The sequence below is a fragment of the Caryophanon latum genome (assembly GCF_001700325.1).
Lineage (GTDB): Bacteria > Bacillota > Bacilli > Bacillales_A > Planococcaceae > Caryophanon > Caryophanon latum.
On record NZ_MATO01000014.1, the window covers coordinates 39,544 to 53,865 of the forward strand.

Annotated in this window: 13 protein-coding genes and 2 riboswitches; of the genes, 8 read left to right on the forward strand and 5 right to left on the reverse strand. The window is 40.4% G+C overall.

The features are described 5' to 3' along the window. Positions 1 to 79 precede the first annotated feature (79 nt). The 7 genes from A6K76_RS03780 (at position 80) to A6K76_RS03810 (ending at position 7,048) form a co-directional block, all read left to right on the forward strand. Positions 80 to 409: a helix-turn-helix domain-containing protein gene (locus A6K76_RS03780; RefSeq protein WP_066462254.1), complete on the forward strand. Its 330-nt coding sequence runs from the start codon at positions 80 to 82 to the stop codon at positions 407 to 409. After that, a complete protein-coding gene (locus tag A6K76_RS03785) occupies positions 410 to 1,123 on the forward strand; it encodes an ImmA/IrrE family metallo-endopeptidase (RefSeq protein WP_066462255.1) in 714 nt (237 codons plus the stop codon). Continuing rightward, entirely contained in the window at positions 1,116 to 1,739 is a 624-nt protein-coding gene (locus A6K76_RS03790; protein ID WP_066462256.1) for a PIN domain-containing protein, read from the forward strand. The genes A6K76_RS03785 and A6K76_RS03790 overlap by 8 nt, the downstream gene beginning before the upstream one ends. A 134-nt stretch (positions 1,740 to 1,873) precedes the next feature. Beyond that, positions 1,874 to 2,308, forward strand: a complete 435-nt coding sequence (locus A6K76_RS03795; RefSeq protein WP_066462257.1) for a hypothetical protein — start codon at positions 1,874 to 1,876, stop codon at positions 2,306 to 2,308. Positions 2,309 to 2,549: 241 nt separating this feature from the next. Further along, on the forward strand, positions 2,550 to 3,986 hold the full coding sequence (locus A6K76_RS03800; RefSeq protein WP_066462259.1) for a sensor histidine kinase: 1,437 nt from the start codon (positions 2,550 to 2,552) through the stop codon (positions 3,984 to 3,986). Between the two features lie 253 nt (positions 3,987 to 4,239). Then, a complete protein-coding gene (locus tag A6K76_RS03805; RefSeq protein ID WP_066462260.1) occupies positions 4,240 to 5,184 on the forward strand; it encodes a response regulator in 945 nt (314 codons plus the stop codon). 181 nt (positions 5,185 to 5,365) lie between these two features. Further along, positions 5,366 to 7,048 (forward strand): methyl-accepting chemotaxis protein, encoded by a 1,683-nt coding sequence (locus A6K76_RS03810; protein ID WP_066462262.1) that lies wholly within the window; start codon positions 5,366 to 5,368, stop codon positions 7,046 to 7,048. Between the two features lie 150 nt (positions 7,049 to 7,198). On the opposite strand, the gene thiE is transcribed toward A6K76_RS03810, so the two are convergent. The 4 genes from thiE to tenA are packed head-to-tail and all read right to left on the reverse strand — an operon-like array spanning position 7,199 to position 10,035. Then, the gene (thiE, locus tag A6K76_RS03815) at positions 7,199 to 7,831 is read right to left on the reverse strand and encodes a thiamine phosphate synthase (RefSeq protein ID WP_066462264.1); all 633 of its coding nucleotides are present in this window, start codon (positions 7,829 to 7,831) and stop codon (positions 7,199 to 7,201) included. Next, on the reverse strand, positions 7,815 to 8,627 hold the full coding sequence (gene thiD / locus A6K76_RS03820) for a bifunctional hydroxymethylpyrimidine kinase/phosphomethylpyrimidine kinase (protein ID WP_066462265.1): 813 nt from the start codon (positions 8,625 to 8,627) through the stop codon (positions 7,815 to 7,817). The genes thiE and thiD overlap by 17 nt, the downstream gene beginning before the upstream one ends. Further along, positions 8,624 to 9,364, reverse strand: coding sequence for a hydroxyethylthiazole kinase (thiM, locus tag A6K76_RS03825; RefSeq protein ID WP_066462267.1), 741 nt, complete (start codon positions 9,362 to 9,364; stop codon positions 8,624 to 8,626). Before thiM ends, thiD begins: the two co-directional genes overlap by 4 nt. Then, complete coding sequence (gene tenA, locus A6K76_RS03830; protein ID WP_066462269.1) at positions 9,361 to 10,035, reverse strand: thiaminase II; 675 nt, start codon at positions 10,033 to 10,035, stop codon at positions 9,361 to 9,363. Before tenA ends, thiM begins: the two co-directional genes overlap by 4 nt. Before the next feature lie 131 nt (positions 10,036 to 10,166). Then, positions 10,167 to 10,264: riboswitch (TPP riboswitch) on the reverse strand. 49 nt (positions 10,265 to 10,313) lie between these two features. Next, positions 10,314 to 10,413: riboswitch (TPP riboswitch) on the reverse strand. Positions 10,414 to 10,576: 163 nt separating this feature from the next. Here tenA and A6K76_RS03835 point away from each other — a divergent pair. Next, positions 10,577 to 11,512, forward strand: coding sequence for an Rpn family recombination-promoting nuclease/putative transposase (locus A6K76_RS03835; RefSeq protein ID WP_083995267.1), 936 nt, complete (start codon positions 10,577 to 10,579; stop codon positions 11,510 to 11,512). 376 nt (positions 11,513 to 11,888) lie between these two features. On the opposite strand, the gene A6K76_RS03840 is transcribed toward A6K76_RS03835, so the two are convergent. Continuing rightward, on the reverse strand, positions 11,889 to 14,069 hold the full coding sequence (locus A6K76_RS03840; protein ID WP_066462271.1) for an AAA family ATPase: 2,181 nt from the start codon (positions 14,067 to 14,069) through the stop codon (positions 11,889 to 11,891). Between the last annotated feature and the right edge of the window lie 253 nt (positions 14,070 to 14,322).

The window sequence follows — 14,322 nt, forward strand, 5'->3', positions numbered from 1 at the left end:
TATGCATCATCATATAATAAGAGTATATTGTAGACGTCTACAAGTAAAATAGGATAAATGTAGACAATGGAGGGATTGTATGAAATCCAATGAATATGTGTTAAACCGCATTAAAGTTTTATTACAGGAACAAGGAAAATCCTATCAAGATTTAAGTAATGATACAGGGATTAGTAAATCGTTAATCGGTCATATGCTATCAGGGGAACGTGTTATGAAGCCTGAGCGTTTAATTGCTATTGCAAAAGCATTAGGTACTGAAGTAAAGGATCTCGTCAAAGGGAATGAAACAAACGAGCCTTTGGAAGTTGTTTTTAGAGGGGAACTGACGAATCGCCAGTCGAAACGAGCGTTTGAAGCCGTCCTTTTTGCGATTGAAGATTATGTGACGATGAAGCAGGTGGATTAAATGAATAGACGCGAACAAGCTGAAAAAACGGCTGAAGCCTTTGCTGCCTCTTTTTTAGATGATGTATATGGCTATGATTTGTTTGTAGGCTCTCAAATTGAACGTATTTTAAGTGAGAAAGTACATTTAGTGTATAAAAATATTGAAGATCCTGCTTTTTTTGGTGCAGCGATTACACATCAATCAGGCGATAAATTTGTCGTATTAAATACACATCACCCATTACGAACACGGTATTTTACTGCGGCACATGAGCTTTGGCACCTTTCAGAAGCAAGTCAAATGCAACAAGAACGGTTTGATCATGAACGTGCTGCAGACCGCTTTGCCGCCTGTTTACTATTACCAAAGCCTCTTGTCAAAGCACTCTGGAAACGGTTCAACGAAAAGTGGAACGAAGAACAGGCTGTACTGACCATTGCTGATTTATCAGCAGCTCCTTATAAAACGGTTGAACGTAGAATAGTTGAGGTAGGAGAAACAATTAACGTATCGCATTCAGAAGAAGAGTGGCAACAATTACGCCAACACTATGCTTTGCCTGATTCGCCACTTGATTTAGCTCTTCATGACACAAAATTTCATGCATATGAAAAACAAGTGTTAATGCATGTGGAGAAGGGATTAGACCCGTTAACGGCCAGCAATAAGTTAGCAGGATTTGCACCGAGCGTGAGTGAACAGCTGCGACAAGAGGGAATCGCGAATGAATAAGCGCTTGGGGAAAGTATTTGTCGATACAAATATTCTTTTACAGGCAGATTGGTATCAACACGATTCTATTTTCGAGTGGATCGACGCACTGTATGAAGAAGTATATATTCATCAAATGGTATTAGACGAACTATTGAGCGTGAGTGCTCGAAATAAAGTGACACAATATATTGATGACGGTCGATGGCATTTGTTTAATCCAGATGATGAAAATTGCTTATCAGATGATTTGTATGATATTTATGAAGGATATGTTCATCAGATGAAGCAAGCATTTCGCCAGCTCGACCAGAAAAAAATGGAACAAGGACGTCGTTTAAAAGGCACCAATGACTTAGGTGAGATTCATTGCCTAGCTGCAGCTCTCTTAATAAGTGCCGCCATTATTTGTAGTAATGACGGGGATATTCAAGAGGTCATTGATGATAATGAACTTGAGGTTGCTTCAGAAGACGAAACGGAAAATAGGAAGTTGGTACAAGATACACTAAAGGACTTTTGTTATTACATATGTCTACATAAAATTGCGCCTGAATCAAAAGTAAGAAAACTATTAAAAGCGTTTCAAAAAGAAAAAATACAAGAATTAGATGCTTTGTTAAACACAATTAGATGAGCAAAAATGAAGGCGAGTTGTCCTAAGAAGGGATGGGGTCCCGTCAGAAAAATGCGGATTTACAACGTTAAGGGATTTTTTCTGACGGAAACACCTATTTTAACAACACTCTTTCATAGAAGGACGTGAAATACATGATTGATTATATGAAGTTCGATGTGATGTGGATGGACGACGTTATCGCAACGGTTGATTTAAAGCCCGCAAATGGTGGCACGCCGTATGTAGTGAATTACATTACGGATTTCAATAAGCAGTTCTCACCGAATATGGAGGGGCATATTACGCTAGAGGAGCTGGAGAAGTGGCTAAAGTGGCGTACCTTCCCACCGACACGCGCAAATGCAAAGGAGCTGCTTGAAAGCCTCGGCATGCAAGCGTACAACCGTTGGGGCATTGTCCGCAAAACACATGGTGTGATGGCAGATGATGAAATTTGGCTTCGATTCAAAGGGGAACAGCTAGTTCATAAAGATGTATGTCTTCGAAAAGAGTTGTATTATCCAGATGACTCTGGTCAGACAGTTGAATGTAAAGAAGAGCTAGTAAATACGAAGAAGATCATTTAGCTGCATTGATACGAATAAAATCCTCAAAACATTTGCGATGCAGGTATATGACGTTCAACGACGAGTTCATTTCGTCGTTTTTTTGTTGTGCTCCGATTGTGTGATAAATCAACTTGAAGTTAACCTTATTCGTTTAAGTTAACTACATAACTAGTGTTTTATTTTTTCAGAAAAGGACGAAAAAGCACCAATATTAACAGAAAAGTTAACTTCATCAACGCACAAACATGAACCGTTTACGATGTTTATCGACGGACAACGATTCGATGCTTCAAAGCAATTTAACTTCGGTAAAACAATTAACTTTTATGCGCCCAAAAAAGTGACGACAATCGAACTTCTCGTTACACCTGTAAACGGACGCATCGGCTTTTTGCAAGCTCCGACGATTGCACCGCTCGATACGATGCAGCGATTCATCTTTAAACAATTTGCTATGACGCTCATGATTCTTTGTAGCTTTCTTTTCGTGAGTTTGTACTCGTTTGGCATTTATGCGCAAAAACGTTTCGTGTTCCAGCTGCAAATTAGTTTATATTTTATTTTTATTAGCTGTTCATTTTTCGTCTCAAGCGACGGCTTACTCGATATGTGGCCATTTATTGACAGTAATTTGCCGCTTCAGCTAAAAACGGTCGCCGGCTTATTAACTATCATCCCACTATACGTTTTAATTACGACGTTGTACGATCGACCGCTGCGAAAAAAGGCATTTTCTTTACTCATCATACTAGTTGCAGTCGCCATCTGCTCGCTCTTTTTCGTGCAAACACATATTTATAATAAGCTTGAGCTATCACTATGGCTGCTATTAATTACGACACTTTTTTTCTTCACATGCCTGTTATGCTACTCCTTTTATAAACGCAAGGAGCTATCGTTAGAGCATGTCGTTTTAATACAAGCATTACTTTATTTATGCACATATTTAAGCTTGCGACTCTATTACACAATTTTTGGTACAAACGTTCAAACGATTTTATGGATGCTCATGTTTATTTTCAATATTTTCTTATACGCCTTGCTACATCATCGCAACTTAGCACAGGAGCTTCATTTATCGAAAAAAGAAGTAATGCAATCCAAAATCTCATTTTTCAATGCACAAATTAAACCACATTTCATTTATAACGCACTAAGTAATATTATGGCACTTTGCTACATCGACAACATGAAGGCCGCTCATTTACTCGGCAAATTTAGCACGTACTTACGCTTTATTTTCGAAAATAACAATAGTAACGACGCGATTACATTGCAAAAGGAGCTGTCGTTAATTGATGCATATGTCGAAATCGAGCAGGCGCGATTTCCGAATAAAATTACGTACAGTTCTTATGTCGATGATGCGCTCATGTCGTTGTTTATTCCACCGCTCGTCATTCAACCATTTGTCGAAAATGCGATTCGCCATGGTTTATTTAATCAAGTTGATGAAGGAAGCGTTACGGTTACAATTACGAAACAAGACAACATACTGCTCGTCATTGTTGAGGACACCGGCATCGGTATGGAGCCGCACGTACTTAAAAATATTCAGCGCGGCACATACGAAAATCAAGGTATCGGTGTCATGAACGTGAAGAAGCGTTTGCAACTCATGCCAAATAGCAATGTGGCGATCGATTCCACACCTAGTATTGGTACACGCGTCGAACTACGTATTCCAATTTTATAATTCTTTGAATACGCCATTCATCTGGCAGTTCGCGGCTTACAAAATTTTGAGGCACATGCTGCTGTGGTTACTCGTCGCCAAAAGAATTTCAGCTGTTCCTTTAGCAGTATCGTCGCACGCTCAATGCCACTACACTACTTTGCTGCCGAAAACAACCAATTCAGCTGTATAAAAGTGGCGTATCAACAGATCTGATATGGTAATATAGTAACGACATATGAGCAGTTGTTATAGAAAGAGAGATGAGGAATACATGCTTAAAACCGTTGTAGTAGAGGATGAAGAAAATTTATTACACATGCTCGTTTATTTTTTAAACGCTCATCCAGCATACGAAGTCGTTGGGGCATTTTCAAACCCTGAGGAAGCGCTAAAGGAATTTCCAACGCTTGCGCCAGATATTTTATTTTTAGATATTGCAATGCCTAAAATGAACGGTATTGAACTTGCGACACATATTCAATCAGACAACTGTCAGCTCGTATTCACTACTGCTTATACACATTACGCACTTGATGCACTAAAACTAGAGGCAAGCGATTATTTGCTTAAACCTATCATGCCTGAAAACATCGAGGCCATTACGCCAAAACTATTAAAAAAACATAAAATGCAGCAAATGTATAACGAAGTAAACGACATAAGAAATAAAAAGGAACCTTTCATCCATTGCTTCGGTACATTCACCGTGTTCGCGTCGCAAGAGCAGGCGATTAAATGGCCGACGCGCAAAGTCGAGGAACTGTTTGCATATTTGTTGACGCATCACCAGTGCATCGTCAATAAATGGCGGCTGTCTGAGGATTTATGGCCAAATAAAGGTATGAACAATATTTATAACTCCGTATACTTACTGAATAAAACATTAAAGGAATTCCATTTGCCAATTCGTGTCGTTAATAAAAATGAAGGCTATATGCTGGAATTTTTAGAGAAGGTAAAAGTCGATATGCATGCGTTTCAAAACTTAACGGATGAGGACGTTAGCACAGATGAGGCAATGGATTTAATGTGTGGTATTTCAAAGCGCGGCTCGTTATTTAGCGACAAAGATTACGCATGGGCAACGCTTTATCGTGAGCAATATAACGTCAAACATCATACGATCATGTTACAGTTTATTAAGCATTATGAAAAAAAGGATGCTTACGTATACAAAATGCTTCAAAAAGAATATGAGCTATTGTACGGCGAATAATATACAAAATAGCCCACTTCCTATTTTAAGTGAAGTGGGTCTTTTTCATTATGTACGTCACAACAATTTTTTCACGTAACTTTAAAAATAAAACAGTATAAAAGCTATAAATCGTGTAAAATAAAACAGAAAGAGAATTCTACTTCTTTTTTGCAAATATTTAAAATAGGGGGGTTTACGTATGTCGATTAATAAAAAAATACTAGTCGTCCTTAGCTTTATCTTAACGGTAACGCTTATTATTAGCATTAATTTTATTTTTCAACTACAGAAGACAGATGAAGCGTATAGCAGCCGAATCGATAGTTTAGTGCCAATTTTACGCAATGCAGGCGATATTTCGACAGCGGCAACGGATGGTCGAAGCGCTGTACAAAGCTATATTCTAGGTGTAGCAGATGGCAAAGTGAAGTACGAAAATTTTAAAGCAACGATCAACACGTTAATGGAGGAAACGAAAGCAGTCGCAACGAAAGACGAAAGCAAGCAGCTACTACATAATTTACAGCAAGCATATGATGAATACATTGTAATTTTAGATGAAACGATGCAGCTTGCAACACGTCGCAACATTAAAGATGCAACCGAGCTAGTCAATACAAAAGGTCTCCAAGCAGAAGCCCATTTACTAGAGCATACGAAAGCATTAGAAGATAATATCGTCAATGTTTTCGCTTCAACGAGTGGTGAAAGCTCAAACGAAACAGACCGCACGATTTTAATAGGTATTGCACTAATTGTCGTATTAATTGGTTGCATTGGCGCAACACTTTATTATTTACGTCAAGTCATTACGCTACCGCTTCTAAAATTACATAGCGCCGTTCAAGAAGTCGCAGCAGGCAATTTAGGTGGCAGCGACATTACGCTTCGCACAAACGATGAAATTGCTGAACTCGCTCACTCATTTAATCAAATGAAACAATCGCTAACAGACGTCATTTTCACACTTCAGCAAGGCACGAGCAACGTACAAGTGACAACGCGTCATATGCGTAGCTCAATTGAAACGACTGAAGAAAAAAGCGTAGGCATTACAACAAATGTGCGCGACGTCCTTCATTTAGCGCAGCAAAATACGCTCACGGCAAATGACTGTGCCATTGCGATGGACGAAACAGCAGCCGGCGTACAGCGCATTGCCGAGGCAACACAGCTACTACAAGAGGCCGCACAGCAATCCGTAATGATTTCAGAGGATGGTCAAAAAACAATTGCGGACGTATCGAAAAAAATGCATGAAATTTCAGACAACACACAGCAGACGACAGAACAAGTGCGCACGCTTGCAACACAATCTAGTGAGATTACAGCAATCGTTCAAGTTATTACCGATATTACTGATCAAACGAACTTACTCGCATTAAATGCCGCGATTGAAGCAGCACGTGCTGGTGAAGCAGGAAAAGGATTCGCCGTCGTAGCAGACGAAGTGCGAAACTTAGCGGAGCAATCAAAGGCATCAGCGGAGCAAATTCGCGGTTTAATTGATCAAATTCAATATTCGACACAAAGCGTGGAAAAATCCATTTTACACAATAATGCCGTCGTAGCAGAAGGTGTCGAGTCCATCGAAACAGTCGACGTCGCGTTCCAAAAAATCGCTGCTTCTGTTAACCATATGCAAGACGAAATTCGTGACGTTTCAGCAGTAACAGAGCAACTGTCGGCATCCGCTCAAGAAGTATCGGCATCGATTTCCGATATCGCAAGCGCTATCAACATCGAGTCGCAGCAACTAGAGCAAGTAAACGGCTCCGTACAAGACATTTCAACCGTCATTACACAGCTAACGAGCATTTCAGATGACTTAAACGCACGCGCAGCTGATCAACAACTACTCGCTGACCGATTCAGCGTCTAAAAAAACCCGAGTGCCTCACGTAATGAACGTGAACACTCGGGTTTATTAATTATACATTATATAAGCCACCGTCAATTGTATACGAAGATGATGTAATAAATCATTCGCTCCTTTATGTAAATCGAATTGACTACTGCTAGTCCCGCGACTTTACCCAATTGACGACATATTAAACTTCTCGACCGTTTGCGCGACATTTTCATTCATCGCAATATCTCGAATGACCGCCACACCGTCCGCTCCTGCTGCTCGTACTACGCTACAATTCTCAGTTGTAATTCCTCCGATTGCAACGATTGGAAAATTCGGATACGCACGTCTAGCCTCGCGCAAAAATGCAATGCTTGGCGGCTTCGCATCAAGCTTTGACGTCGTTTCAAAAATCGGACCGATGCCGACGTAATTTGCCCCGTCATCAATTGCCCGTTCAAACTCCGCTACATTGTGCACCGACACACCGACGATTTTTTGTGGATGTGCACGACGATATGCTTGAATTGACGCATCGTCCTGCCCGACATGCACGCCGTCCGCATCGAGCGCGACTGCAAGCGCCACATCATCATTGACGATAAACGGTACGGCATAGCGCGCACAAAGATGCTGGCACGCCTTCGCAAATGCGACATACTGCTCGCCCGTTTTTGCACCGTCTCCTTTTTCACGCAGCTGAAACATCGTAATGCCTGCTGCGAGTGCCTCTTCTAGCACGACAAGCGGATCGCGCACACAGTTTACCGAGCCCATAATAAAATACGTTTTCACATTACAGCACATATACATTCTCCTTCGCTAGCTTTTGATTGTATGCAAAATGATTCGTCGGACCGAACCCTTGCCCGATACCGAGTGGATGCTTAATTGCCGCATCAACAAAACGCTTCGCTTCAATAATGGCATCACGCACCGACAAGTTTTTTGCGATACATGCTGTTACCGCCGCTGAAAACGTGCATCCCGTACCGTGTGTATGCTTCGTGTCCGCACGCGACGTTTCGACGTAAAACGGTGCATCATGCTGCGTAAAAATAGCATCACGCGCTGTATTTCCTGCTGCATGTCCACCTTTAATAACGACGTACTGCACACCACATGCAAGTAAATGCGACGCGGCTTGCTGCATCGTTTCCTCGCTATCAATGACGATGCCCGTTAACGCCTCCGCTTCTGGAATGTTCGGCGTGCATACGGTCGCAAGCGGCAATAAATACGTCTTTAATGCATCGATTGCTTGCTGCTGCAACAAGCTTTGTCCACCTTTTGCAATCATGACCGGATCGATAATGAGCGGTAAATGTTCAACCTTTAAGCGACTTGCTACCGCTTCAATAATATCGCTACTAAACAGCATGCCCGTCTTCACTGCCTTCACGTCAAAGTCTGCTAAAATCGCATCGAGCTGTGCTACGACGAACGCTGGTGCTACTGCGTGAATGTCGTGCACCCCGAGCGTATTTTGTGCTGTCAGTGCCGTAATCGCCGTCGTGCCGAACACACCAAGCTCCTGAAACGTTTTCACATCTGCTTGAATGCCTGCGCCGCCCCCACTATCTGATCCTGCAATTGTACATGCAATCATACGTCCACCTCCGAAAGTTGTTGTAATGCATCTAAAAATGTTACCGCGTACGTGCCAGCAAATCCGTTCGCATTCACTGCTGCTTCCTTATATTGTGCAAGCAGTGCCGCAATTTGCTCGAGCGTACCATCACAGCTTGCGAGTAACGCCGCAACGATTGCACTAAGCAAGCAGCCGCTTCCTGTAATGCGTGTTACTTGTGCGTTGCCACCTGCTACATGAATGACTGTCTCACCGTCCGTTACGACATCTTCCTCACCCGTAATAACGACGATGCAACGATGCGCCTTTGCAACCGTTTTCGCAATGTGCGCAACGTCCGCTTCTCCATCACCACCGTCAACGCCTTTTGCCGACCATGTGACACCCGCAATGGCCGCAAGCTCCCCCGCATTGCCGCGAATGAGCGTAACACCGTGCGTTAATAATGCGCGTACCGTCTCGATTCGGTAGCGACTTGCCCCTGCACCGACTGGGTCAAGCACAACTGGCTTATGATGTGCCTTTGCGGATTTCATCGCCGCATGCATCGCTTCAACGGTATGTGCTTGAATCGTGCCGATGTTAATGAGCAGTGCATCGGCAATCGACGTAATATGCGCCGCTTCCTCCATCGCATCTGCCATAATCGGTGATGCACCGATCGCCAACAAGCCGTTCGCTGTGAAATTCGTTACGACCGTATTCGTCATACAATGTACAAGTGGCTGTTTCGCCGCAATATGTGCTAGCGTCATTTCATATACACCTCGCTTTCCCACGTTTGCGCCGTCCAACTCATTTCCCAGAACTGCCATTCGTAATAGCAGCTGCGCTTAAAATGTTCCAGCAGCGTGCGCTCGTCGTTTCCAGGCATCGCAGCGAAGCGGTTCATCATCGCCTTTTGTTCACCGATTTTTCGCTCCATATCCTCAGAGCCGTACAGCTGCAACCATTCATCGTATAGCTTTACGTTTGGCGTAGCACCGCGCAGTCGCACGCCGATTTCTTGATAGAGCCACGGACACGGTAAAATTGCCGCATACGCCTCCGCGATTGTGCCTGTGAAAAACGCTTGATACATATGGCTGACGTAATTGTATGCAGCAGGTGCTGGCTCAAAGTTTGCCATCATTTCTGTCGTCACGCCAAGCTCACGAAACGTCGTGCGGTGCAGCTCAAGCTCTGCCTCGCGAATAAAATGTGCCGACTCCAAAAAGTACGCCACGTCTGCTTCCTCTGTTGCCTTCGCCGCAAGCATCGCCAGTAATTTACTGTAATGCTTTAAGTAATACGCATCTTGCAGCATGTAATACGTGAATTTCTCCAGTGGCAACGTGCCATCTGCAATACCCGTGACGAACGGGTGGGTAAAGCTTGCCTCCCAAAAGTATGCGGTTTGCTGTCTTGCTTTTTCACAAAAATCCATCATCCATTCTCCTTTTGTCGAGGCGTAAGGAGGAATACTTAAAAGCATACGTCGCAGTCGCTCATTTGCGCTGTAATATTCGCACTAAAAAAAGCGCCCTACACGAAGCGGGACGCCTAAAAAAATGCATACGTATGCACTCCATTGCTCCCTACGCCAGTATTAACTGTCAGGTTCTAAGGGTCAGGTTTTAACCTTCTCAACGCTAAGCGTCCCCCCGCAACTAAATTATTTGCAAAAGAAAAGCCCTCCAACAAATGGAGAGCATTATGTACAATGGTGCTGTACTGCTTGCTCCCTACGCCCGTGTTAACGGATCAGGTTCTAAGGGTCAGGTTTTAACCTTCTCAACACACATGTGTCCCCCTGCAAAATCATTTAATTAGTTTCAGTGTACGGTGTTTTCACGACAATAGCAACTTATTTTTCATTTTTCTGAAAATGAAAAATATGAGACAAATTTTTATTTTGCGCCACTTCCTCGACGGCGACTCGACTTGCTCGTATGCTATAATCAAAACTAACATAGAGGTGATTTTCGATGAATCAACAAGCATTGCGACGCATTCCGCTGCACAAGCTCATTGATTTGAAAGTAGATTTTGCCTTTAAGCAACTGTTCGGCAGCGAGCGTAACAAGCACATTACAATTGTGTTCTTGAATGCCATTTTAGCGCGAACAGGACGCGACACGATTAAAGAAGTAACGTTTTTGAATGAGGAACTCGGTGGTCAGTATGATGGCGACAAGCAATCACGCCTCGACTTGCTCGTAAAAACGCAGTCGGGTGAGCACATTAACATTGAAATGCAGCTATCGAATCAAGACGATATGATGAAGCGCACGTTGTATTACTGGTCGCGCCTGTTTGCGAAACAATTAGAGAAAGGTAAAGGTTATCGCACGCTCTTGCCGACGATTACGATTAACATTTGCAATTTCACGGTGTTTAACGATTTGGCGCACTATCACACGACGTATCATTTGTACGAAGACGCGGAGTTAAAGCGTTTACGTCCGATTGATGATGTATTAGAAGTGCATTTTATCGAGATGAATAAATTTTTGAAGGCGTGGCATGATAAAAAATTACAGCCACTTGATGATATTTTAGCGAGATGGTTGTTGCTACTCGGCATGGTCGATGCACGCAAAGAAAAAGTGTATACGGAAATTTACGAAGAATTGGAGGAGTTGGCGATGAAGGACGAAAACTTAATTGACGCGTTCGGGACGTGGGAAGAGCTGAGTCAAACGCCGGAGACACGGTTTGCTTACGAGATGCGGTTGAAGGCGATTATTGATGACGAGGCGAGATTGAGTGATGCGAAGGATAAAGGGATTGAAGAAGGTCGCCACGAGGAACGACTTCAGCTAGCGAAAAACTTCCTTGCATTACACGTCGAACTTGAAACAATTCAACAAGCAACGGGTCTGTCTATCGACGAGCTCGAACAATTACAACGACATATGTAACGTATGAAGTCGCTAGAACTTGTTCGAAGTGGCTTTTTACATCATATTTCAATAACTCTCACATTTTAAAAAGCAGTATACGTACTTAAAAGCGTAGTACGACGAGCAATTACAGCCACTTGACGATATTTTAACGAGATGGCTACTGCTACTCAGTATGATTGATCTCACAAAGAGAAGTATATACGAAATACCGCCTCGAATACGTTCGGGGCGATTTTTATATTTGGCGGAAATGAGATACGCTCAGTCAAAAGAAAAAAGAGCAGCGTATGTCCTCGCTACTCTTTGAATCGTCAGAATAAAAAATATTTGGATTAAGCTACTATTTACATCATTTAACACTTATTTATGAAGTAATGCCTTAAAATGTACTTTAAACGCATCCTACTTGATTAAGTAAATCATTTACATCATTGTACAGTTTGATTAAATGATCATTAGATAAATCTAATATTGGCTCAAACATAAATGAATTCAAATGAATATTTTCGGGTGTCATTATATTTACACGTTCCAAAACATCAACAGAAGAATTTCTTTTATTTGGAATATCTCTATATTTACCTAATAATTTTCCTGTTTGACAATCCTTAATATTTGAAACAAATGCATCGTCATTGATTTCTCGAATCATATATTCTTCAGCTTTCAATCTAATTGCAATAGATAGCACAATCTTATTTTCTAAATTCACTTTTTGACTATGCTGTGTAGCTATCATATCTGCAGATCGTATTATAATATCATATACTGTTTCTTCTTTATTAGTTAACTTGCTTGTATCTATCTCTTTAAATATTTCTTTATAAATGTTTTCAATATCTCGTACTCTTAAATGCTTTGTATCATCTTTCAAATGTAATAATGAAGTCAGTTTCTTAAAATTAGCTGTATCCCCTATATATTCTGCCAAGTTCCTTGCAAATGTTATTGAAGCAATTAACTTTGTTTCATCGGATAAATCTCGCTTCCAATTCTTTAACGGATTACAAATGTACTTGTATGGCACATTCTCTAAAATGATAGAGTCAGTTTCTTTCATCGCAATAAATGTCGCATGATATTTTGATTCACTAGTGCTTATCCTGTCTTGAACCGTCCTCATAAAATCGAAATTATGCGTTAACACAATGAGATAAAAATTTTCGTAACTAGCAATATCTTTTAAGTACTCTACAATTGCATATTTATTTTTATAATCAAATGAATCTGCAATATCATCTACCACTAAAACAGTTTTTAATCCTTTATTTCTTCTGGACTCTATTTCAAAGATTATATTTAATAAATAAAATGTGCGTTTCTCACCTTGGCTTAATACTTGCAATAACACTTCCTTCTCAACATGATGCGTCACATTATTAAAAAAATAATGTATATTAGGGTCCTTATCTTTAACAATCGCATCTGCTTTATTTTCAATTTCTAATTTGTATGGAACATAAAACCTGCTGTTAAAAATTTCAATCACTTTTTCCCACTCAGTTCGTTCTTGTTTAGCCTGTAACAACACCTCGTTTAATATATCTTGTCCCGCTTCGTATTCTTCTATTACCAAATTATATTGCTCAATATTTTTTAAAATGTACGATAGCCACATCTTTCTTTTCAATGCCTCTAAATCACGTAATTCTGTTACTAAAAATCGCTTCTCTAGTAACAGATTTCGAAACTCTCTCAATGTTGAAGTAGTAAGCTTCTGGTCAATTTTATCAAAAATTTCTTTTAAAGCGGCGTCCCCCAAAATTTCTTCCTGTTCTCGCTGAATTGCATCTAACAAACTAGCCTCATCTTGAAAATGCTGTTCTTCACCACTCAAATTTAATACTACGCTATGATTTGCTTTAAAATACCCATTCTCTTTTAACTGTTTTTGAATAGTTAACGCATTATAATGATTAAATTCTTTTTTAAATAATTTAGAATTATTTACTAAATCATCATACTTTGTAATGTAATCTATTATGCAATCTTGAAAATCTTTCGTTTTAACTAAGTCTACTACTTTAGGATCGAAGATTTTATTATACTTAATATCACTGTAAATTTCATTTGACTTTTCTTTTAAATGTTCCGAAATGCTGAACAGAACCTCTATGAAACTGTCACCATCGAACGATTCACAAAATTTAACAACAGTATCATTTCTTAAGCCCGCGATTTTATTTATATTTGAAATTAATTTTTTGGTTTCAGCTTCAATTTTCTCGTTCACCGATTCATATTTACTTTTCAATTCTTCATTAACTAAAAGTGTAGATACCATAGTTGGTTTAAATGATTTTTCATACGATTTGATAACGAAAATTGATTCTTCAGAAATCTTTTCACCTTGCTCATCAAAAATATCTCTTACTGTTGTTAAATGTGGCGATAATTGATCCGACGACTCTTTCCCTTTACTATAATCATCAAATGTTTTAGCCAAGGACGTTTTCATAATACCATTTGGAGCATAAATTATTTGTACAGACTTTTCTTTTGTGAAATCAAATGTATGCTCTAAATGATCAATTCCATAACAATGTTGTAACTTCAGATTTAGCTTCTCCATCTTCTCTCCCCTTTATAGCTTACATACAGTACCTATTCGATTCAATTCTCCATATTCCCTCTAAAAAACCTGTTTATTTCCAAATATTTTATAATTGAATCGTTTCTTGCTCGGCTAGTCTAATGAATAAAGAAAGGAGCATTCCTGTTAGAAAACTTTTCGTGGACTTGAAAATAAAAAAGCCCTCTTGTATGATGCTTGAGTGTAAACGGACAATTGACTCGAACATCTACAGAGAGGACTCCATTCCATG